Annotated in this window: 24 protein-coding genes; 18 read left to right on the plus strand and 6 right to left on the minus strand. The window is 65.1% G+C overall.

Features of this window, described 5'->3' with window-relative positions:
- Positions 1-39: 39 nt before the first annotated feature.
- Positions 40-948 carry a sugar kinase gene (locus U1E20_RS03930; RefSeq protein ID WP_409979278.1) on the minus strand — a complete coding sequence of 303 codons (909 nt, stop codon included), beginning with the start codon at positions 946-948 and terminating at the stop codon, positions 40-42.
- 48 nt (positions 949-996) lie between these two features.
- A complete protein-coding gene (locus U1E20_RS03935; protein ID WP_409979279.1) occupies positions 997-1,335 on the minus strand; it encodes a HesB/IscA family protein in 339 nt (112 codons plus the stop codon).
- Positions 1,336-1,535: 200 nt separating this feature from the next.
- Between U1E20_RS03935 and U1E20_RS03940 the strand changes: the two genes are divergently transcribed.
- The 13 genes from U1E20_RS03940 (at position 1,536) to tatC (ending at position 12,493) form a co-directional block, all read left to right on the plus strand.
- Complete coding sequence (locus tag U1E20_RS03940; protein ID WP_409979280.1) at positions 1,536-2,690, plus strand: deoxyguanosinetriphosphate triphosphohydrolase; 1,155 nt, start codon at positions 1,536-1,538, stop codon at positions 2,688-2,690.
- Between the two features lie 244 nt (positions 2,691-2,934).
- Positions 2,935-3,261 (plus strand): type II toxin-antitoxin system HicB family antitoxin, encoded by a 327-nt coding sequence (locus U1E20_RS03945; RefSeq protein WP_409979281.1) that lies wholly within the window; start codon positions 2,935-2,937, stop codon positions 3,259-3,261.
- 87 nt (positions 3,262-3,348) lie between these two features.
- Positions 3,349-5,130: an arginine--tRNA ligase gene (gene argS, locus U1E20_RS03950; protein ID WP_409979282.1), complete on the plus strand. Its 1,782-nt coding sequence runs from the start codon at positions 3,349-3,351 to the stop codon at positions 5,128-5,130.
- A gap of 86 nt (positions 5,131-5,216) precedes the next feature.
- Positions 5,217-6,554 (plus strand): SPOR domain-containing protein, encoded by a 1,338-nt coding sequence (locus U1E20_RS03955; RefSeq protein WP_409979283.1) that lies wholly within the window; start codon positions 5,217-5,219, stop codon positions 6,552-6,554.
- Between the two features lie 9 nt (positions 6,555-6,563).
- Positions 6,564-7,568 carry a beta-N-acetylhexosaminidase gene (nagZ, locus tag U1E20_RS03960; protein ID WP_409979284.1) on the plus strand — a complete coding sequence of 335 codons (1,005 nt, stop codon included), beginning with the start codon at positions 6,564-6,566 and terminating at the stop codon, positions 7,566-7,568.
- 147 nt (positions 7,569-7,715) lie between these two features.
- The gene (locus tag U1E20_RS03965) at positions 7,716-7,952 is read left to right on the plus strand and encodes a hypothetical protein (RefSeq protein WP_409979285.1); all 237 of its coding nucleotides are present in this window, start codon (positions 7,716-7,718) and stop codon (positions 7,950-7,952) included.
- A 240-nt stretch (positions 7,953-8,192) separates the two neighbouring features.
- Positions 8,193-8,480 (plus strand): hypothetical protein, encoded by a 288-nt coding sequence (locus tag U1E20_RS03970; RefSeq protein ID WP_409979286.1) that lies wholly within the window; start codon positions 8,193-8,195, stop codon positions 8,478-8,480.
- Positions 8,477-8,887 (plus strand): PIN domain-containing protein, encoded by a 411-nt coding sequence (locus U1E20_RS03975; protein ID WP_409979287.1) that lies wholly within the window; start codon positions 8,477-8,479, stop codon positions 8,885-8,887. Before U1E20_RS03970 ends, U1E20_RS03975 begins: the two co-directional genes overlap by 4 nt.
- Positions 8,888-9,143: 256 nt before the next feature.
- A complete protein-coding gene (locus tag U1E20_RS03980) occupies positions 9,144-9,962 on the plus strand; it encodes a segregation and condensation protein A (protein WP_409979288.1) in 819 nt (272 codons plus the stop codon).
- A gap of 11 nt (positions 9,963-9,973) precedes the next feature.
- The gene (scpB, locus tag U1E20_RS03985; protein ID WP_409979289.1) at positions 9,974-10,729 is read left to right on the plus strand and encodes an SMC-Scp complex subunit ScpB; all 756 of its coding nucleotides are present in this window, start codon (positions 9,974-9,976) and stop codon (positions 10,727-10,729) included.
- Between the two features lie 166 nt (positions 10,730-10,895).
- Positions 10,896-11,132, plus strand: coding sequence for a twin-arginine translocase TatA/TatE family subunit (locus U1E20_RS03990; protein WP_409979290.1), 237 nt, complete (start codon positions 10,896-10,898; stop codon positions 11,130-11,132).
- A 153-nt stretch (positions 11,133-11,285) separates the two neighbouring features.
- A complete protein-coding gene (locus U1E20_RS03995) occupies positions 11,286-11,714 on the plus strand; it encodes a preprotein translocase subunit TatA (RefSeq protein WP_409979291.1) in 429 nt (142 codons plus the stop codon).
- Positions 11,711-12,493, plus strand: coding sequence for a twin-arginine translocase subunit TatC (gene tatC, locus U1E20_RS04000; RefSeq protein ID WP_409979292.1), 783 nt, complete (start codon positions 11,711-11,713; stop codon positions 12,491-12,493). The genes U1E20_RS03995 and tatC overlap by 4 nt, the downstream gene beginning before the upstream one ends.
- Positions 12,494-12,564: 71 nt before the next feature.
- Here tatC and U1E20_RS04005 read toward each other — a convergent pair whose 3' ends face one another.
- Entirely contained in the window at positions 12,565-12,840 is a 276-nt protein-coding gene (locus U1E20_RS04005) for a hypothetical protein (RefSeq protein WP_409979293.1), read from the minus strand.
- Positions 12,841-13,205: 365 nt separating this feature from the next.
- On the opposite strand from U1E20_RS04005, the gene serS reads away from it, so the two are divergent.
- Positions 13,206-14,633: a serine--tRNA ligase gene (gene serS / locus U1E20_RS04010; protein WP_409979294.1), complete on the plus strand. Its 1,428-nt coding sequence runs from the start codon at positions 13,206-13,208 to the stop codon at positions 14,631-14,633.
- On the opposite strand, the gene U1E20_RS04015 is transcribed toward serS, so the two are convergent.
- Complete coding sequence (locus U1E20_RS04015) at positions 14,600-15,043, minus strand: hypothetical protein (RefSeq protein WP_409979295.1); 444 nt, start codon at positions 15,041-15,043, stop codon at positions 14,600-14,602. The two genes, serS and U1E20_RS04015, sit on opposite strands and share 34 nt — an antisense overlap.
- Positions 15,044-15,185: 142 nt before the next feature.
- Between U1E20_RS04015 and surE the strand changes: the two genes are divergently transcribed.
- From surE to U1E20_RS04035, 4 genes are all read left to right on the plus strand, one after another.
- The gene (surE, locus tag U1E20_RS04020) at positions 15,186-15,959 is read left to right on the plus strand and encodes a 5'/3'-nucleotidase SurE (protein WP_409979296.1); all 774 of its coding nucleotides are present in this window, start codon (positions 15,186-15,188) and stop codon (positions 15,957-15,959) included.
- Entirely contained in the window at positions 15,956-16,642 is a 687-nt protein-coding gene (locus tag U1E20_RS04025) for a protein-L-isoaspartate O-methyltransferase family protein (protein ID WP_409979297.1), read from the plus strand. Before surE ends, U1E20_RS04025 begins: the two co-directional genes overlap by 4 nt.
- Positions 16,643-16,804: 162 nt before the next feature.
- Positions 16,805-18,043 carry a peptidoglycan DD-metalloendopeptidase family protein gene (locus U1E20_RS04030; protein ID WP_409979298.1) on the plus strand — a complete coding sequence of 413 codons (1,239 nt, stop codon included), beginning with the start codon at positions 16,805-16,807 and terminating at the stop codon, positions 18,041-18,043.
- 158 nt (positions 18,044-18,201) lie between these two features.
- Positions 18,202-18,495, plus strand: a complete 294-nt coding sequence (locus U1E20_RS04035) for a hypothetical protein (RefSeq protein WP_409979299.1) — start codon at positions 18,202-18,204, stop codon at positions 18,493-18,495.
- Here the strand turns inward: U1E20_RS04035 and zapE are convergent.
- Together zapE and U1E20_RS04045 are read right to left on the minus strand one after the other, a co-directional pair.
- Positions 18,470-19,621, minus strand: coding sequence for a cell division protein ZapE (zapE, locus tag U1E20_RS04040; protein ID WP_409979300.1), 1,152 nt, complete (start codon positions 19,619-19,621; stop codon positions 18,470-18,472). The genes U1E20_RS04035 and zapE overlap by 26 nt on opposite strands.
- Positions 19,618-20,115 (minus strand): GNAT family N-acetyltransferase, encoded by a 498-nt coding sequence (locus U1E20_RS04045; protein WP_409979301.1) that lies wholly within the window; start codon positions 20,113-20,115, stop codon positions 19,618-19,620. The genes zapE and U1E20_RS04045 overlap by 4 nt, the downstream gene beginning before the upstream one ends.
- Positions 20,116-20,156: the final 41 nt, after the last annotated feature.

Below are 20,156 nucleotides of genomic sequence, written 5' to 3' on the forward strand. Positions count from 1 at the left end.
CCAAGCCCGCTTCCCGTTGAGAATTCCAGCTCGCGCCGCTTACGCCGGACTCAGCGCGTCGGCCGGAGCGAAGGCGGCGAGCGCCGCCGCCACATCGCCCGGCGAGGGCAGTCCCGCCTCATTGCCGAGATGCTGGATTTTATGCGCCGAGGCGGCGCGGGCAAATTCGAAATGTTCGCGCCAGGGCGCGTCAGGGCGCTCGAGATAGGAGGCGCAATAGGCGCCGTGGAACACGTCGCCGGCGCCGGACGTGTCGACGATGAGTTCGTGCGGCACGGCGAGCGACGGCATCTGCGAAATCTCGCCGCTTTCGTCGTACCACAACATGCCCTTCTCGCCGGTCGTCACCCCGCCGATCCGGCAGCCCTTGGCTTTCAGCCAGCCGAGCATGTCGAGTTCCGACATCGACATCTGCTCGCAGAGTTTCTCGGCGACGATCGCGACATCGACATAGCCCATCAACTCCTCGATGCAGGGCCGCAGCGCGCCGCCGTCGAGCGAGACCAGCGCGCCCTGGGCCCGCGCCGCCCTGGCGTAATGCAGCGCGGCGTCGGCCATATGCCCGTCGAGATGGAGAAGCCGCGCCTGTGAAATGTCGAGCCGGGGAAAGGGCTGCAGATAATTGTCGTCGCGGGCGCGCAGGATCGAACGCTTGCCGTCATTGGGCCAGACGAAGGAGAGCGACGAGCGCGACACGCGCCGCGGATGGACATTGACGCCATAGCTATGGGCCATGTCCATGAACATATGGCCAAGCCAGTCGGGCGCGAGCGTGGTCAAGAGGCCGACGGGATGGCCGAGCTTGGCGCAGGCGAAGCCTGCGGTGACGGCGTTGCCGCCGAAACTCACCGCATAGTCGCGGGCCAGCGTCTTCTGATCGCCGTGCGGCAGGCGATCGGCCAGCATGGTGACGTCGATATAGGCGTGGCCAATGAAAAGCGCGTCCAAGGCACGAACCTCCAAGATGCCGCCGAGCGTGCGATCTGGTCTGTCGCCTCAGACCGCGAAGCTCGTTCCGCAGCCGCAGGAGGCGACGGCGTTGGGATTGTCGATGCGGAACGACTGTCCCATCAGATCGTCGACGAAGTCGACTTTGGCGCCAGCGAGAAAGCCCATCGACGACGGGTCGATCGCGACGCGCGCGCCATTCTGCTCGAGCAGCGCATCCTCTTCGCCGGGCGCGGGATCGACGGCGAAGTGATATTGGAAGCCCGAGCAGCCGCCGCCTTCGACCGAAATGCGAAACACCGCGCCGGGCGACTCACTGGCGAGAATCGCGTGAATGCGCCGCGCCGCCTGTTCGGTGAGCGCGATGTCGCCTGCCGCCGTCGTCATCCGTCTTTCTCCGTCACTTGCTTGCGTGGGCTGTCGCGCGTTACAGCGCGGTTCGAGCGCGCTCGCGCGATCGAAAGGAACTCTCCCCGAAAATTAAAATTCCGGCATATCCAATTCCGCGTCTCGCCAGCGCTTTGCGGATATGCTCCATGCGGCAAGATAGGTCCAAAGCTGTGGCCTTTCAATGAAAGGAGCGCAATGTGGCGGTTCGCGGCCCTCTCGCGGCCTATGCCTGCGACGCCGCGCGCTCGCGCGGGCGGCTCTATGCGGAGCCGCCGTCGCGAACGCGCAGCGAATTCCAGCGCGACCGCGACCGTATCATTCACAGCACCGCCTTTCGCCGGCTGGCGCATAAGACGCAAGTTTTCGTGCCGCTCGACGGCGATCATTTCCGCACGCGGCTGACCCATACGATCGAGGTCGGGCAGATCGCCCGCGCGCTCGCCCGCGCCCTGCGGGTCGACGAGGACCTCGCCGAGGCCGTGGCGCTCGCCCATGACCTCGGGCATACGCCCTTCGGCCATGCGGGGGAGGGCGCGTTGGAGGCCTGCATGGCGCCCTATGGCGGCTTCGATCACAACGCCCAAGCGCTGCGCGTCGTGACGCTGCTCGAACGCCGCTACGCGCGCTATGACGGGCTCGATCTCGCCTGGGAGACGCTCGAAGGCATCGCCAAGCATAATGGGCCGCTCATCGGCCGCCTGCTGCCGCGCTATATCGCGCAGTTCGATGCGATCTTTCCGCTAGACCTTTCGACTTTCGCCGGCATTGAGGCGCAGGGGGCGGCGCAGGCCGACGACATCGCCTATATCGGCCATGACATCGACGACGGGCTGCGCGCCGAACTCTTCGCGCTCGACGACATCGCGCGGACGCCCTTCATCGCCGGCGTTCTCGCGCAGATTCGTGAGGTGCATCCTGGACTCGAACGGGGCCGCGTCATCCATGAACTTGTGCGCCGCGTCATCACCGCCTTCGTCGAGGATGCGATCAGCGAATCGCTGCGCCGTCTGGCCCACATCGCGCCGGCGAGCGCCGATGACGTGCGGCGAGCGGGAGAAACCCTCGTCGGCCTCTCGCCGCCGATGGCCGAGGCCGAGCGCGACATCAAGAAGTTTCTCTTCGACAATATGTATCGGCACGAAAAGGTCATGGGCGTCTGGGAGCGCGCCCGCGACGCGATCTCGCGCCTGTTCCCGGCCTTTTTCGAGCGGCCCGAACTGATGCCCGCCGAATGGGCGGCGCAGGCCGCCGCCCTGCAAGGCGCCGAACGCGCGGTAATCGTCGCCGACTACATCGCCGGCATGACGGATCGTTACGCGCTCAATGAGGTGAAGCGGGTGTTTGGCGGGTGAGAGAAGTGGTATCGTTTTATGATTGCTTACGATGGCAGCAGCGATATACCGCAGGTGCGGAAGCCAAGCCGTTTCGGTTTCGCGCAGCGCGTGATTTCTTGAACTGAATGGGGTGACGCCGTGCAATCGGGTGAAGGGCTTCCTCATCCTGAGGAGCGTGCGCAGCACGCGTCTCGAAGGACGAGGGTGAGGAAAACACGCCTCACCCGATCTCCCTGCGTGACGCCGGAACCGGAATGATCCAATGAATCCGATGACCTATAAGGGCTACGCCGCCCGCATTGACTATAGCGAGGAGGACGAGGATTTCATCGGCCGCGTCGCCGGCATTCGCGACATCGTGACCTTTCACGGCGCGTCAGTTGACGAAATCCGCGACGCCTTTCATGAGGCGGTCGATTTCTATCTGTCGACCTGCGCCGAGCGCGGCGAGGCGCCGCAGAAACCATTTTCGGGCAAGCTGATGTTGCGCGTGCCGCCGGAACTGCACGCACGCGCCGCCATGCGTGCTGAGGCCGCCGGCAAGAGCCTGAACGCCTGGGTGGCGGAGACATTGGCGAAGGCGGTGTGACCCTCCTTTCGCGGCGTGGGTCGACCAGGGGTGCGTTCGCGCGTCGGCTCTGCTAAACCGCCGCGCACCCCACCCGCCCGGACCTCCATGAACATTTTCGACGACTTTCACGCCCGCATCGCCGCCACTCTTGACCGCATCGCCGCCGACGGGCGTTTGCCGAAGCTCGATCATGCGCGCTTCGTCGTCGAGCCGCCCAAAGACCCAACGCTTGGCGATCTCGCGTCGAACGCCGCCATGGTCTTCGCCAAGGAGGCGAAGCCGCATTTTTCGTCGCCGCGCGAATTGGCGGTCGAGATTTGCCACGCGCTGGCCGAGACCGAGAATGTCGCGAGCGCTGAAGTCGCCGGGCCCGGATTCATCAATATCCGCCTCAAGTCGCAGATTTTCGCCGACGTTCTCCGCGCCGCCTTGCGCGATCCGGAAAATTTCGGCCGCGTCGCCAAGAGCCGCGCCGGCGCGCTGCAGGGCAAGGCGAATGTCGAATATGTCTCGGCCAATCCGACCGGGCCGATGCATGTCGGCCATGGCCGCGGCGCGGTCTTCGGCGACGCGCTCGCCAGTCTTCTGGCCTTTTCCGGCTGCGCGGTGACGCGGGAATATTACATCAACGACGCCGGCGCCCAGGTCGACGTTCTGGCGCGCTCCTCTCATCTGCGCTACCGCGAGGCGTTGGGCGAGACGATAGCGATCCCGGAAGGGCTCTATCCCGGCGACTATCTCAAGCCCGTTGGAGTTGCGCTCGCCAAGACGCATGGCGTCGCGCTCGTCGGCAAGCCCGAGAGCGAATGGCTGCCGATGGTTCGCGCCGCCGCCATCGACGCGATGATGGGAATGATCCGCGACGATCTCGCGGCGCTGGGCATCACGCATGAAACCTTCTTCTCCGAGCGGACGCTGCACGAAAAGAAAGACGGCGTCTCGCCCATCGACGCCGCGATCGAGTGGTTGCGTCAGAAGGACCTCGTCTATGAAGGCCGGCTGCCGCCGCCTAAGGGGCAATTGCCTGAGGACTGGGAAGACCGCGAGCAGACGCTCTTCAGATCGACGCAATTCGGCGACGACGTCGATCGGGCCTTAAAGAAATCCGACGGCTCGCCGACCTATTTCGCCGCCGACATCGCCTATCACAAGGACAAGATCGACCGCGGCTTCGACACGCTGGTCGACGTCTGGGGCGCCGATCACGGCGGCTATGTGAAGCGCATGACCGCGGCGGTCGCCGCTCTTTCCGAGAAGCGCGTGACGCTCGACGTGAAGCTCTGTCAGCTGGTCAGGCTGATGCGCGCCGGCGAGCCGGTCAAAATGTCGAAGCGGGCAGGGGATTTCGTCACGCTGCGGGAGGTCGTCGACGAAGTCGGCGTCGACGCCGTGCGCTTCATGATGCTCTATCGCAAGAATGACGCGCCGCTCGACTTCGATCTCGCCAAGGTCATCGAACAATCGAAGGACAATCCGGTCTTCTATGTCCAATATGCCCATGCGCGGGGAAAATCGGCGCTGCGGCAGGCGCTCGCCGCCTTTCCCGACATCGACCTCTCGGCCGAGAGCCTGGCCGGAGCGGATCTCGCTTTATTGGCCGATGAGGGCGAGCTTGCCTTGGCCAAGATCATCGCCCAATATCCACGCGCAATCGAGGCGGCGGCGGCGGCGCATGAGCCCCACCGGGTCGCCTTTTATCTGCACGAACTGGCGAGCGTCTTCCATTCGCACTGGAATCGCGGCAAAGATCAGCCGCAATTACGCTTTGTTAAGTCTGATGATAGAGAATTGACCATCGCTCGGATTGCGTTGGTTGGCTCTCTAGCGATCGTCCTGGGGTCAGGCTTGAGGCTGCTTGGCGTGAGCGCCCCCGACGAAATGCGCTGATCGACGCTTGAAGGGCCCCGTCCGGGCGTCGGACGCGCCGATCAATTTGCTTCGCGCCCCACAGGAATCAGCGAGCGAGGTGTATCATGCGCGAGACATCCGTTAGAGGTCCGGCAATCGACCTTGGAGAGTTCGAACGGCGGCTGCGCGGCGCGAAACAGCCCGCCTCGGCGGACGATGATCTGCTTGGCGAACTCGCGCGACTGGTCCACGGCGAGGACCCGGCGGCGACCGATCCCTATGGGCAAATTCTCGCGAAATCGCATGATCCTCGGGCGCAGGCTTCGGACCTTCGGGGCTCCTATGACGCCGCGCCGGCCGTGGCGCCGGAACCGCCCTTTTATCCGGAGCCGGCGATCGAGCAGCCCCTGGCGCGCACCTATTCGGCCGGCCCTGGCGACCAGGTACTGCCACCGAGTCATGATCCGCAGCAGGCGGCCTACGAGACCGGCTATTACGAAGGCGACGCCAATTGGAGCGAAGATTCGGCCTATCTCGACTATGGCCATGACGATGGCGAATACGAGCCCCAATATGACGGCGGCTGGCGCTCCTGGTTCAGGCCATGGCACGCCGTCGTCGCGATTTCGCTCGTGGCGGTTCTCAGCATCGGCTTCGCCTTCTGGCATCGCAGCGGCTCCAACGCCTCCCGCGAGATCGCGACGATCACGGCGCCTGATGGACCGGTAAAGGTCAAGCCAACCGCCGAGACCGAGGCCGCGGCTGACGCCAGCGGGGCCGTGGTGCTCGACCGCAAGGAGCAGGCGCCGGTTCAGAAGGTCGTCACCAATCAGGAGCAGGCGGTCGATCCCGCCGTGACGCCGAAAGCGGCGCAGCTTGGCGACGGGCCGGTTGATCTGCCCCATGAGCCGCCGCCGGCGTCCGCGCCAAAAAGGGTCAAGACCGTCACGGTGCGTCCGGACGGAAGCCGGGTCGATGCGGAAGCGCTGCCGCCGGCCGTCGCCGTGGCGAGCCGGCCCGCGCCGGAAGCGGCGCCCGCCGCCAGCGCCGCCGCCACGGCCGCCGCGACCGCGACTCCCCCGAGCCAGGCGAAGCCGACCGCGACTCCGCCGCGGATCGCTAAGCCGAAGCCCGTCGCCGCGAAGCCGGCCGCGGCCGACGAAGCGCCGGACGCCGCGGCGCCCGAAGCTGATGCCGATCAGGCGGCCGCGCCAAGCACGGGCGGATTCGCCGTGCAGTTTGGCGCGACCGGCAGCGAGGCGGATGCGCGCGCCTTGATGAAGTCTGTCGCCGAAAAATATCGCGCACAGCTTGGCGGGCGGAGACCGACGTTCAAAATGGCGACGGTCAACGACAAGACGGTCTACCGCGTGCGCGTCGCGGGCGTGAGCAAGGAGTCCGCCAACGCGATTTGCGGCAAGGTGAAGGCTTCGGGCGGCGCCTGCTTCGTTGCGGGGAACTGACGCGAAGCCATGCGCGCTTTCATCTGCGGACTAAAGGGCGTCGCGCTCGACGACGAAGAGCGCGCGTTCCTGCGAGAAGCGGCGCCGTGGGGCGTCATCCTCTTTCGCCGCAATATCGACGCGCCCGCGCTGCTGTCTCGACTGACCGCCGACATTCGCGACGCCCTCGGCCGCGAGGCGCCGATATTGGTCGATCAGGAAGGCGGTCGCGTCCAGCGGCTCGGACCGCCCCATTGGCGCGCCTATCCCGCAGCGGCGCGCTTCGAGGCGGCGGGCGCCGACGCGGCCCAGGCCGAGCGGCTCGCCTGGCTCGGCGCGCGGCTGATCGCCCATGATCTGCGGCAAGTTGGAATCGACGTGGATTGCCTGCCGGTGCTCGACGCGCCGTCGGAGGGCGCGCACAATATCATCGGCGACCGCGCCTATAGCCGCGACCCGGCGCGCGTCGCGACGCTCGGCCGCGCGGCGGCGGAAGGGCTGATGGCCGGCGGCGTCGCGCCGGTGATGAAACATATCCCCGGGCACGGGCGCGCCCGCGCCGACAGCCATCTGGAGCTGCCGGTCGTCGAGGCGAGCCGCGAGGAGCTAAAGGCGGTCGATTTCGCGCCGTTCAAGGCCAACGCCGATCTGCCGATGGCGATGAGCGCCCATGTCGTCTATACGCATATAGACGCGACGGCGCCCGCTACGCTGTCGAAGACCGTAATCGGGGAAATCATCCGCGGCCGTATCGCCTTCGACGGCCTGCTGATGACCGATGATTTGTCGATGAAGGCATTGACCGGCGGCTTCCGACAGCGCGCCGAGCGCGCGATCGGGGCGGGATGCGACATGGTCCTGCATTGCAACGGCGACCTCGCCGAAGCGCGGCCGGTCGCCGAAGGCGCGCCGACGTTGGCGGGCAAGGCGCTGGCGCGGGCCGAAAAGGCGCTCGAATGCGTGCGGCGGATCGAGCCCTTTGACGCGGCCGAAGCGACCAGCGAATTCGAGGCGGCGATGTCGGCGGCAGCGTGAGCGCGCCTGGCTCGCCGGCTCTTAAGCAGTGCTATTGTGACAGCGTCGCCGAATGCGCGCGCCTCCGTCCTTTTCGCGGGTCGCCGCGAGCGACCGCCGCCGCGAGCCAACGCGGCGCGCCTCATAGGATAGACTAAGGATAGACTCATGAAACCAGTCACGCCTGCGTCGATTGTGGTCGCGATCGCCGCGATATTGGGAACGCATCCCGCGGTCGGAGAGGAGCCTCCGGAAAGCTTCAAGGCGGCGGCGAATTCAGAGAATGGTTCGGCAAACCAGAATAACGCGCCGATCCAGACGACCCGCTCGAATATCAAACACGCCGCGCCAAGCAAGACCCCCAGCCAAAAAGGCGGCTGCGCCGTCCCTCCGTCCCGCCGATGAGGCGCGCGCACGGGATGGATCAAGTCATACGAATTCCGGCTGATCTGCTCGACTGTCATTCCAGACGCGCGCAACGCGCGCGATCTGGAATCCAGAGCAAAACCAGCGTTCTTGGATTGGCGCTGGATTTCCGGTCAGGCCTTCGGCCAAGCGAACCGATCAGCCGGAATTCGGATCAGATGCATTTTGGGCGATCGCGCTCCAACGTGCCGGATGCCAGGCCACCGATGATCGGATCGCTTGCGCTTCCTCGATATCCAGTATTACTGTGATAACATGAAAAATATCACAGTTTCACTGGATGATGAACTCTATCGCCGCGCGCGGATCAGGGCGGCGCGGGAGGATACTTCCGTATCGGCCGTCGTTCGCCGCTTCCTGACCGAATTCGCTTCGGAAGGGTCGGCCTTCGAGCGGCTGAAGCGCCAGGAGCAGGAACTGCGCGCTCAAATCCAAGAATTTTGCGCTTCCGACCAGCTGTCGCGCGAGAGCCTTCACGACAGGCGAACTGCGCGACCAAAAGCGTGATCGGCTTTCTCGACACCAATATTCTGCTCTATTCGATCAGCCGCGATCCGTCTGAGTCGGAAAAGCGCGAACGCGCGATTGCGCTCCTGGATCAGGATGACTGGAGTCTTTCGACCCAGGTTCTGCAAGAGTTCTACGTTCAGGCCACTCGTCCCTCGCGCGCCGACGCTCTGCCGCAAGATATCGCCGCCGGTCTGGTGCGCGCATGGGAGAGATTTCAAGTTCAGGACATCACGCCGGCGATCGTCAACGCCGCGCTCGACGTCAAATCGCGCTATGGCTTTTCCTACTGGGACGCCGCCATTATCGCCGCGGCGCAGGCCCAAGGGTGCGCTCGGCTCTATTCCGAGGACCTTTCGCACGGGCAGGTGATCGACAATCTGCGGATTGTCGATCCCTTCCGCTAGGGCGGCGCGGTGAATTCCATACGCCAACCCCGGCTTGTTCGAAACCATGCGAGAATGGAGCCTCGCGGTCCTGGATGCGCCTTGGAACGCGAGCCTCCAGGCTCGCCAAAGCTCCTGCGACCGCCAAGCGGCCTCTCCTGTGGACGGGCGTCCTAAAGCGCAGGCGGCGCTTGCGATTGCGGGCCTTAGGGGCCACTCTCGGAGCGAGTCGCTCGCAGCGGCTGATTCGGCAACGGAAACAGACGCAAAGCTTCCTATGGCGCAGGAATTGAGCTTCGAAATGGACGAGCCCCGCGGCGCGGGCGAAGAAGCCTTTCTCGTCGACGTCGACGGGTTCGAGGGCCCGCTCGACCTGCTGCTCGAACTCGCGCGTCGTCAGAAGGTCGACCTCGCCCGTATTTCAATCCTCGCGCTCGCCGAGCAATATCTCGCCTTCGTCGAGGCCGCGCGCCGGCTGCGGCTGGAGCTTGCCGCCGACTATCTGGTGATGGCGGCCTGGCTCGCCTTCCTGAAATCGCGGCTGCTGCTGCCCGAGCCCCCCAAGGGCGAAGAGCCTTCGGCGTCCGATCTCGCCGCCGCGCTCGCCGAACGGTTGCGCCGGCTGGAGCTGATGCGCCGCGCCGCTGACAAACTCACCGAACGCGCCAGGCTCGGCCGCGACATGTTTCTGCGCGGCGGGCCGGAGGGGGTCGAGACCATCTCGCATCCGAAATTCCAGGCGAGCCTTTACGACCTTCTCTCGGCCTACGCCCGCCAGCGCCAGAAGACCGCGACTTCGCGCGTGGTGCTGCGCCAGCGCGCGGTCTGGTCTCTGGCCGAGGCGCGCGAGGCGCTGGAACGGCTCGTCGGCGTCGCGACCGAATGGACGGTGCTGGACGATTTTTTGCTTCATTACTGTGTCGACATGCAGACGGCGCGCACCGTGCGCGCCTCGGCCTTCACCGCTTCGCTCGAAATGGTGCGGGAGGGGCGGTTCGATTTACGTCAGGACCGGCACTTCGCGCCGCTCTGGGTGCGGCGGCGCGCGCCGGCGCAAGCGGAAGATTCTGCCGGCGCGTTTAGCCAGGACAAATAGGAGAACGCGTCGTGGCGCAGGCTGCGGAGAAAATCGAACTGTTTGACGTGAACAGCGACGACGAGCTTGCCCGTCCCGAGGCTCGGCTGCGCGAGGCGGAGCGCTTCATCGAGGCGCTGCTTTTCGCCTCCGCCGAGCCGCTCGACGAAGCCGAAATGGCGCGCCGTCTCGAAGCGGGCGTCGAGCTCGACCGCGTGCTTGAGCGGCTGCGCGCCCATTATGCTGAGCGTGGCGTCAACCTCACCCGCGTCGGCAGGAAGTGGTTTTTCCGGACCGCCGCCGACCTCAACTGGATCCTCGCCCGCGAGCAGGTCGAGCAGAAGAAACTTTCCCGCGCCGCTCTGGAGACGCTGGCGATCATCGCCTATCACCAGCCGACGACCCGCGCCGAGATCGAAGAAATCCGCGGCGTGGCGATTTCCAAGGGCACGCTCGACGTGCTGCTCGACACCGGCTGGATCAGGCTGCGCGGTCGCCGCAAGGCGCCAGGGCGGCCGATCACCTATGGCACGACCGACGCCTTCCTGATGCATTTCGGGCTGGAACAGATCGGCGATCTGCCGGGGCTCGACGAACTCAAGGGCGCCGGCCTCTTCGACGGGCGCCTCCCCAAGGGCTTCGGCGTGCCGCAGCCCTCGGATGACGCCGCTTTGCGGGACGACGAAGAGCCGCTCGAGGACGAAGCGCCGGCGCTGCTCGAGATGGAGTTTCCTGACGAGCCCGAGTTGCTGGAAGCGCCCGAGGAGCCGGACGACGACGAGCTTTGAAGGCGCCGGGGCGTGGCGCGCCCAGGCGATGAACCCTCCTGCATATTGTTAGACGCGAGCGGCGCAGCCGGCAGCGCTTCCAGTCCTTGTTTTTAAGGCAGTAGGCGCATAGTTTCCGGGCAAACGCCGGCCGTGCCGGTTTTCTCTCAAAAAAAGGATGCGCGCCATGGGCGGTCTGTCGATCTGGCATTGGATCATCGTCGGCGCCGTCGCCTTCATTTTCTTTGGCGGCAAGTTCAAGATTTCCGACGTGATGGGCGATGTCGCCAAGGGCATCAAGGCCTTCAAGAAGGGCATGGCGGAGGATGACGTCGCCGATGTGAAGGAAACGCCAAAGTCGCTGCAGCATCAGGCGGCGGAGAAAATCGGCGAAGAGAAGTCCTCCGAAACCAAAAAAGTTTAGCGTTGACTCCCTCCCCTTGAGGGGGAGGGTCGCGCTGAAAGCGCGGAGTGGGGCTAAAGCGCCCCTAAACCTCGCCGTCGTCACCCCACCCCGAAGCGCTTCGCGCTTCGACCTTTCCTCTCAAAGGGAGGGCGCAGGGCCCGAGCCACACGCATGTTCGATCTTGAACCCGGCAAGCTGATCGTCATCGCCATCGTCGCGCTGATTGCGATCCCGTCGAAGGATCTGCCGCGCGTTTTGCGCACGCTCGGCCAGTTCACCGGAAAGATGCGCCGCATGGCCTCCGAGTTTCAGGGTCAGTTCATGGAGGCGATGCGCGAAGCGGAACTCGACGATTTGCACAAGGAGGTCAGCGGGATGCGCGACGCCATCAAGGAGAGCGTGAAGCTCGACGCGGTGTTCGATCCGATGGCCGAGGCCCGCAAGCAGATCGTCGGCGCGATTGAAGGCGCGCCGCGCAGCGGCGTTGCGACGGACGACGACGCGTCCTTCGAGACGCGTCCTCCGGCCGCTCCTCAGGCTGAGCCCGTTGAATTTCCTGAAAACCACCAGTCGGATTTGTCGAAGAAGGCCGGCGCATGAACGAGGCCGACGAAGCCGAAATCGAGGCCAGCAAGGCGCCGCTGATCGAACATCTGATGGAATTGCGCGAACGCCTGATCAAGGCGCTGCTCGCCTTTCTGGCGATGTTCGTGATCTCCTTCTTCTTCGCCAAGGACATCTACAATCTGCTGGTCATTCCCTACACGCAGGTCGCCGGTCCCGAGGCCCGGCTGATCTATACTGCGCCGCAGGAATATTTCTTCACCCAGATCAAGGTGGCGCTGTTTACGGCGGCCTTTCTCTCCTGTCCGATCGTGTTCGCGCAGATTTACGCCTTCGTCGCGCCGGGACTTTATCGGCACGAACGCGCCGCCTTTCGGCCCTATCTTTTCGCGACGCCGATATTTTTCGCGCTCGGCGCGCTTGTCGTTTATTTTCTGGTGATGCCCAATCTGCTGCGCTTCTTCCTAGGCATGCAGCAGGCGAATGAGCCGGGCAGGGCGCAGATCGAATTGTTGCCGCGCGTCTCCGAATATTTGTCGCTGATCATGACGCTGGTGCTTGCCTTCGGCATCGTGTTTCAGCTGCCGGTGGTGCTGACTCTGCTTGGGCAGGTCGGCATCGTCACCTCGGAGTTTTTAAAAGAGAAGCGGCGCTATGCGATCGTGCTGGTCTTCATCGTCGCGGCGATATTGACGCCGCCCGACATTTTCTCGCAGCTCGCCCTCGCGCTGCCGGGCGTGCTGCTTTATGAGGCGTCGATCTACGCCGTGCGCATGGTCGAGAAGAAGCGCGCCGCGGCGCGCGCAACGTCATAGCGTGCAGGCGCCAGAGAGGCGAATGCCCGCTCCGCAAGGAGGAGCGGGCGTAACGTCATCCGCTAAGCGCCTCACTCGCAGGTGGCGCTGCAGCCCGAATTGCCGGTGCTCGCCTTGACCGAGCCCTTGCCTTCCGCGTCGATGCCGCCCGACAGCGTGTAGTTGCAGCCTTGGCTCTGACCGAAGGTCGAGTTTTTCAGTTTGCAGGTGATGCCGTCGATGACCAATGTGTGATGACCGCCCTGGCCGCCGATCGACCCATTGATCTGCACGGCGTCGATCGAATCCGCAAAGGCGGGTCCGCCAAGAAACGTCAAAGCCAGGATGGCGCGATTAAGCTTATTCATCTGATTTTCCTCCAAATTGCTTTCGCGGAAGCCGGAACTTGGATTTGCAGCCGGCCGCCCGCTTTGCCTGGACTGGCCGGCGGCGATGTAGACGGCGCCCGGCCATGAGCAGGAATACAACCATCGGTTGTAGTATTTGTGTCGAAGCCATGAGCGCGTCGGCGGTTTCTCGGCGCTTGACCGCCTCTCGCGCCTGCGGGAGAAGGTGGCGCGCTGAGCCTCCCGCGTCATGCCCGCGCTTGTCGCGGGCATCTACGCGGCGCCGCTGCGCATATTCCGTCATTTGACCGAAGCCGCTCGGCGTGGATGGCCGAGACAAGCCCGGCCATGACGGCCCGTTGTCACTCGATCACTGCCGAAGAGCCATGTACGACATCAAGTGGATTCGCGAGAACGCTGAAATTTTTGATCGCGGCCGCAAGCGGCGCGGGTTGGAGCCGCTGTCGGCGCAGCTTCTCGCGTTTGATGACGCCCGCCGCGCGGCGATCGGCGCCTTGCAGAAGGCGCAGGAGCGGCGCAATGCGGCGTCGAAAGAAATCGGCGCGGCAATGAAGGCGGGAGACAGCGCCAAAGCTGAAGCGCTCAAAGCTGAAGTCGCGTCGATCAAAGAGAACTGGCCGGCGCTTGAGGACGCCGAGCGCTATGCGATCGCCGAACTCGACAACGCGCTGGCGAGCATTCCCAACATTCCGCTCGATGAAGTCCCGGACGGCGCCGACGAGAACGACAATGTCGAGGTCGCGCGCTGGGGCGCGCCGCGCAATTTCGACTTTACGCCGAAAGAGCATTTTGAAATCGGCGAAGGTCTGTCGCTGATGGATTTCGAAACGGCCGCGAAAATTTCCGGCGCGCGTTTCGTCGTCAACAAGGGCGGTCTGGCGCGGTTGGAGCGCGCGCTCGCGCAATTCATGCTCGATCTGCACACGAACGAGCATGACTACATGGAGGTCAGCCCGCCGCTGCTGGTGCGCGACGACGCGATGTTCGGCACGGCGCAATTGCCGAAGTTTCGGGAGGATCAGTTTTCTGCCGGGCGAGGAATTTCCAATAGCGAGTTTTACACAAAGTTGGATGAATTAGCCCGAGAGGAAGCTGCTGCGGCGCTGGGAAAAAAAGCTAACGAAGTTGCGCTTGAGGAGAAGGTTAAATTCTACAACACGGTCGTTGAGCGGGTGCCTGCACAGGAGCAGTTCTGGCTTATCCCCACGGCCGAAGTGCCGCTCACCAATCTCGTGCGCGAATCCATTCTCGACGAAGCGCAATTGCCGATGCGTATGACCGCCGGCACCTATTGCTTTCGCGCCGAGGCGGGCGCCGCCGGCAAGGATACGCGCGGCATGATCCGGCAGCATCAGTTCTACAAGGTCGAACTGGTGTCGATCACGACGCCGGAGCAATCGCTCGTAGAACATGAGCGCATGACTGAATGCGCCGAGAAGGTGTTGCAGCTTCTCGAACTGCCCTATCGCAAGGTCGTGCTCTGCACCGGCGACATGGGCTTCGCCTCGCAAAAAACATATGACCTTGAAGTGTGGCTGCCGGGGCAGGGGAAATATCGCGAGATTTCCTCCTGCTCGGTCTGCGGCGACTTCCAGGCGCGGCGCATGAACGCGCGTTATCGCCCCGCTGAGAGCAAGGGGCCGCGTTTTGTCCACACGCTCAACGGCTCCGGCGTCGCGGTCGGCCGCGCCATGGTCGCGGTGCTGGAGAATTATCAGCAGGAAGACGGCTCGGTCGACGTGCCGCGCGTGCTGCGGCCCTACATGGGCGGCTTGTCGCGCATCTCGCGGTGAACGGTCTTGCGCTTGCCGCAGCGACCGCGTCGCGCGCCTCCACATTCGGGCTCGGGCGAGCTCCCTAAAACAGGCGTCCAGCCATAGCCGTAATCCGTGCGCGGCGCATAGCCGTCGCTGAGCAGGCCCGGCGCGGCGATGGGCAGCGACAGCGGCGCCGTCGGATCGGCGGGATTGGGCGGCGGCGCGCCGGGAATGACCAATTCCGCCGGGACATAGCCCGCCGTCCCGCCATATTGCACTTGGCACCAGCGGCCGCAGCCCATCACATTGAAGGGGATATTCGCGCCCAAGGTCGTCACCGGCCGCGCCTCGACATTGGGGCTTATCTGCAGCGGCATGTCCGCCGCCACATAGGCCTCGAAAGCGGCGGCGCGGCCTGGAGCGGCGGCGAGCAACGCCGCAATCATTAGCGACAGTCTTAAGCGCATCAAAAACCCCCCGGAGAATGAGGCTGAGCAATTTGGACCATTGTGGACGTTCGGCGTCGAATCGTCCAAAGAAACCTGGGCTTCGTCGGGTCGCCCCAAGCGCGAGCGGAACCGCTAAAACATGCGCATTCTCATCACCAATGACGATGGCGTTCACGCGCGCGGTCTGGCGATCGCGGAAGCGATCGCGCGCCACTTCTCCGACGACATTTTTGTGATCGCGCCGGAATTCGAGCAGTCCGGCGTCTCGCACTCGCTCTCGCTCAACGATCCGCTGCGGCTGCGCGAGATTTCGCCGCGACACTTTGCGGTCAAGGGCACGCCGACCGATTGCGTGATCATGGGCGTGCGCAAGCTGATGCTCGATCATCCGCCCGATCTCCTGATTTCCGGCGTCAACTGCGGCCAGAATGTCGCCGAGGACGTCTCCTATTCCGGCACCATCGCCGGGGCGATGGAGGGCACGATTCTCGGCATTCCGTCGATTGCGCTCTCGCAGGTCTATGATTTCTTCGCGAGCCGCCGCACCATCCACTGGGAATGCGCCGAGGCGCATGGCGCCGATGTCGTGCGCCGCCTGCTCGCCGCGGGAATCCCGAAGAACGTGCTGATGAATGTGAATTTCCCCCATTGTCCGCCGCAGGACGTCGCGGGAGTCGCGATCACCATGCAGGGCCAGCGCAGCAGCGACATTATGAGGATCGAGGACCGCAAGGACGGTCGCGGCAATCCCTATCACTGGATTTCCTTCCAGCGCGGCGACTTCAAGCCGGGCCGGGGCACCGATCTGATGGCGCTCGAGGAAAGGAAAATCTCGATCACGCCGCTGCAGCTCGATTTCACCGATCACCCGACCGTGACGCGGCTCGCGGCGGCGTTCGAGGACGAAAGATGACGGGCGAGCGCGGCGCGCAGAACGCCGTCGAATTCGAGGAGCGCGCGGCGCTGATGCTGACGCTGCGCCAAGGGGGCGTGCGCGATCTTTCGGTGCTGCGCGCGATGGAGGCGACCCCGCGCGAGGCCTTCGCGCCCTATCGGTTTCGCGATCTCGCCAATCGCAACCTTTCGCTGCCGATCGGCTGCGGCCAGACCATGTCGCGCCCGGTCGAACTCGCGCGAAGGCTGGAGGCGCTGAAGACCGGCCGCGGCCATCGGGTGCTCGAGATCGGGGCGGGGTCCGGCTATGGCGCGGCGGCGCTGGCGCAGCTCGCCCGCGAGGTCGTCAGCCTCGAGCGCTTCGAGACGCTGGCGATTGAAGCCTCGCGGCGCCTGGCCGTTCATGGCGCGGCCAACGCCAACGCCATTCATGCCGACGGACTCGATCCGCCTGCGGGGCTCGGGCGCTTCGACCGGATCATCGTGCAGGCCTCGGTCGGCGCCGCGCCGGCGGCGCTGATCCAATTGCTCGCGCCGGGCGGGGTCATGCTCTTCGCCCGAAAGGCGCATGCGATGGCCGGCGCTCGGGCGAAGGAGAGATTAATCAAACTTGATCTTAGCGAGGACGGCGAGTTGCGGGAGACCGATTTAGGCCCGTGCCGTCTGGGTTCGGCCATTCCCGGACTGGCGCAGGCGCTCTGAATTCCCGTCCGAATGCTGAAAATTTTCATAGTCGGCGACGTTTCGCGTTCATCTTAAACGCCTCCTTAACCGCCGCGCTGTAACCCATGAATGGTTCAATGTTGCGTTCGGGTGGGTCGCGTCATGGCTATCAAGCGTCGATTTGCTAATTCCCGCGCCGCTGTGCGCTTGCTGGCCGCCGCAGGCGTCGCCGCCCTTGTCGCCGGCTGCTCCGACGCTTCGCGTTTCGCGGGCGATCCCTTCTCCGATCCCTTCACAGGCTCGACCAAGACCGCGGCGCTCGGCGTCGACCGGGCGCCGGTCGGCGCCATCGCCAGCGCGCCCGCTCAGAGCGCGCCGTCGAGCGCGGTGGAATCCCGTCCGCTGCCGGCTCCTGTCGCCAGCGCCTCGGCGCCTCGCGCCCCTGCACCCGCCGTTCCGCAATCGCCGGGGCGCGTCGCCGCCGCTTCCGGCGCCGGCCATTGGAGCGCCGAGGGCGGCACCCCGATCGTCGTCGCCCAGGGCGAGACGGCGGGATTGATCGCCACCCGCTACGGCGTGCCCGCCGACGCCCTGCTGCACACCAACGGCTTCAATGTCGCGTCTCAGGTTCGGCCCGGTTCGCGACTGGTGATTCCGGTCTATCGCGCCGGAGCCGTTCCGGCCGTCGCGGCGCATGCGCCCGCGGCGCCGACGAAAGCGGCCGCCGTCGTTCCGCCGACCGCCAAATCCGCGACCGCGAAGACTTTGGCGCCGGCGAAGCCGGTGCGCAAAACCGAAGCCGAGCCGCTGAAGTCGAAGCCGGCAGAGGCGAAGCTCGCGGCAAAAGCCGCGCCTGAAAAGGCGCCGACGAAGGCCGAGGCGCGCGCCGCCGCCACAACGCCGGCGCGCGTCGTCAAGACCGAGCGGATCGCGCGCGGCGCGCCGGTCGAAGCCGAGGCGAACGCGCCCGCGGCGCCGGCGGAGGCCGCAAGCGCCCGCAAGGTCGATTCAACCGCGACCGCCTCCATTCCTCCGGCCAATGAGCCGAAAGCCGTCGCCTCCGACGAGGGGCGTCCGGAATTCCGCTGGCCCGCCCGCGGCCGCATCATTCAGGGCTTCTCGACGGGCGGCAATGACGGCATCAACATCGCCGTGCCCGAGGGCACGCAGGTCAAGGCGGTCGAAGGCGGCGTCGTCGCCTATGCCGGCAACGAGCTCAAGGGCTACGGCAATCTGGTGCTCATTCGCCACCCGAACGGATTCGTCTCCGCCTACGCCCATAACGGCGAGATCGATGTGAAGCGCGGCGATCAGGTCAAGCGCGGGCAGACGATCGCCAAGTCCGGCCAGTCCGGCAATGTCGGTTCGCCGCAGCTGCATTTCGAGCTGCGCAAGGGTTCGACGCCGGTCGATCCCACGCGCTATCTTGCCGGGCTGTAAGCGCTAAACGCCAGAACCCTCCGGCGTTCGCGAGACAAAAGACGCCGGAGTTCGGAGCGGCGGGTCCAAGGAAAGGCCCGCCGCTCTCGTCTTTTGATGCGTCTCGACCGACGAAAGTGCTATAGGCCGCGGGTCATATCCCGGAGGAACCCGCAAAAGTGACCTATCGTCTTGCTTTCGTTTTCCTAATCGCCGCAACGCCCGCCTTCGCCGTCGATCCGACCGGCGTGCCGCAATGCGACGCGCTGCTCAAGCGCTATGAGGCTTGTTCGGGACAATTGTCGCCGCGTCAGGTGCATGCGGCGCAAAAGGAACTGCTCGACGGCGCCATGGGCATTCGCGCCGCGGCGGCCGATCCCTCGAAACGCGCCGATCTCGAACGCTATTGCGTCGATCGTTTCGAACAGATGAAGCGCGAAAGCGACATCAAGGAATGCATGTCGAAGCCATGATCGGCGCGCGCGCCTGGACGTATTCCTTGCCGCGCATTTCGATCAATCGGGACGCGGCGCGTTCGAATTCGCGCGCCTCCGCGCCGAAGTCGCCCTGGTAGAGATCGCAAGGTTCGGCCGCGGCGGAAATGATCAGCAGAATGCGCGCCTCGTAGAGAACATCGATCAGCGTGATCAAGCGACGCGCTTCATTGCGCTGCTCGGGGGCGAGAATCGGAACGTCCTCGATGATGATCGCGTCGAACCTCTCGGCGAGCGCCATATAGTCGGTCGCCGACTGGGGCTGACCGCAGAGCGCCGAGAAGCTGAAGCGCGCGACGCGGCCGGCCGCCTGCGGAATGTCGATGCGCCGCCGCTTGACTTCGATCGTCGTCGGCGACTGGGGCGCGCCGTCGGCGAGCGTCTCATAGAGCGCATCGATCGCCGACTTGGCGCGCGAGTCGGCGGGGGCGAAATAGACCTGTCCGAGATCCTCTCCTCGCCGCCGATAGTCGCCCGACGCGTCGAGACGCACAATATCCATGCGTTCCTGCAACAGGGCGATGAAGGGCAAAAAGAGATCGCGGTTGCGGCCGCCTTCATAGAGCCGCGAAGGTTCGACGTTGGACGTCGCGACGACGATCACGCCCGACGCCAGCAGCGAAGAAAACAGCCGCGCCAATATCGTGGCGTCGGCGATGTCGTTCACGGCGAATTCGTCGAAGCAGAGCACGCGCGCTTCCTGCGCGATCTCGCGAGCGACGCAGGTCACGGGATCGGCGTCGGGGCCACGCGGGTTGCGACGCAGCCGATGCAGCCGGTCATGCACATCCGCCATGAAGGCATGGAAATGCGCGCGGCGTTTCCTGTCGAGCGTAAGTTCGCTGAAGAACAGATTCATCAGGAACGTCTTGCCGCGCCCGACCTGTCCCCAGAGATATAGCCCGCTCGGGCGCTGGCCGCGACGGCGGAAACTCGCAAGCAGCGCCAGAGTCGCACGGCTGCTGATCGGCCGGCGGCCGGATAACGCATCGGCGAGCGCCTGAAGCTTCTCGACGGCGGCGCGCTGCGACGCGTCGCGCTCCAACGCGCCTTTGGCGACGAGCGCGTCATATTTCTCGACGATGGGTTGCGCGCGCGGCGTCACAGGCGCCGCATCCGGCCATTGGTCTCGGCAAGCGCGCCGGGACGCAGTTCGAAATAGAGCAGGCGGTCGGGATCAACCGGCCCGGGCATTGTGATCTTGCCGCGCGGCACGCGGGCAAAGCCCAGCCGCGCGTAATAGTCCTCGTCGCCGACGAGCAGCACGAGGCCGTGTCCGGCGTCCCGCGCTGCGTCGAGCGAATATTTGACTAGCGTCTCTCCGACCCGCTGCTGGCGAAACGCCGGCTCGACGGTCAGCGGTCCCAGCAGCAGCGCCGGCGTCGATCCGACGAGGATCGGGGTCATGCGATTGACCCCGACGAGCAGCGTGCCGATCCGCGCGACGAAGGACAGCGAGCGATCCGGCTCGACGCCTTCGCGCAGCCGATAGGCCGTGCGCGCATATCGGCCCGGCCCGAACGCGCGTTCGTCGAGCTTCTCGATAGGCGCGTCATCGGCGGCGGAGAGCGGCGCGAATTTTACGGCGAGATCGATCATATGGCGGCTTGACCTTAGGGCGCAGGCCATATCACGCGTTG

It is taken from the genome of Methylocystis sp., from assembly GCF_046349115.1.
Taxonomy (GTDB): domain Bacteria; phylum Pseudomonadota; class Alphaproteobacteria; order Rhizobiales; family Beijerinckiaceae; genus Methylocystis.

Bases quoted from the DNA above. Each gene is read 5' to 3' on its own strand.
- surE (WP_409979296.1), top strand. From the start codon at position 15,186: ATGCGCATTCTCATCACCAATGACGATGGCGTTCACGCGCGCGGTCTG.
- U1E20_RS03990 (WP_409979290.1), top strand. From the start codon at position 10,896: ATGGGCGGTCTGTCGATCTGGCATTGGATCATCGTCGGCGCCGTCGCC.
- U1E20_RS03955 (WP_409979283.1), top strand. From the start codon at position 5,217: ATGCGCGAGACATCCGTTAGAGGTCCGGCAATCGACCTTGGAGAGTTC.
- argS (WP_409979282.1), top strand. From the start codon at position 3,349: ATGAACATTTTCGACGACTTTCACGCCCGCATCGCCGCCACTCTTGAC.
- U1E20_RS03965 (WP_409979285.1), top strand. From the start codon at position 7,716: ATGAAACCAGTCACGCCTGCGTCGATTGTGGTCGCGATCGCCGCGATA.
- serS (WP_409979294.1), top strand. From the start codon at position 13,206: ATGTACGACATCAAGTGGATTCGCGAGAACGCTGAAATTTTTGATCGC.
- U1E20_RS03935 (WP_409979279.1), bottom strand. From the start codon at position 1,335: ATGACGACGGCGGCAGGCGACATCGCGCTCACCGAACAGGCGGCGCGG.
- tatC (WP_409979292.1), top strand. From the start codon at position 11,711: ATGAACGAGGCCGACGAAGCCGAAATCGAGGCCAGCAAGGCGCCGCTG.
- U1E20_RS04015 (WP_409979295.1), bottom strand. From the start codon at position 15,043: ATGATTGCGGCGTTGCTCGCCGCCGCTCCAGGCCGCGCCGCCGCTTTC.
- U1E20_RS03995 (WP_409979291.1), top strand. From the start codon at position 11,286: ATGTTCGATCTTGAACCCGGCAAGCTGATCGTCATCGCCATCGTCGCG.
- U1E20_RS04045 (WP_409979301.1), bottom strand. From the start codon at position 20,115: ATGATCGATCTCGCCGTAAAATTCGCGCCGCTCTCCGCCGCCGATGAC.
- U1E20_RS03945 (WP_409979281.1), top strand. From the start codon at position 2,935: ATGAATCCGATGACCTATAAGGGCTACGCCGCCCGCATTGACTATAGC.
- nagZ (WP_409979284.1), top strand. From the start codon at position 6,564: ATGCGCGCTTTCATCTGCGGACTAAAGGGCGTCGCGCTCGACGACGAA.
- U1E20_RS03980 (WP_409979288.1), top strand. From the start codon at position 9,144: ATGGCGCAGGAATTGAGCTTCGAAATGGACGAGCCCCGCGGCGCGGGC.
- U1E20_RS04005 (WP_409979293.1), bottom strand. From the start codon at position 12,840: ATGAATAAGCTTAATCGCGCCATCCTGGCTTTGACGTTTCTTGGCGGA.
- U1E20_RS04025 (WP_409979297.1), top strand. From the start codon at position 15,956: ATGACGGGCGAGCGCGGCGCGCAGAACGCCGTCGAATTCGAGGAGCGC.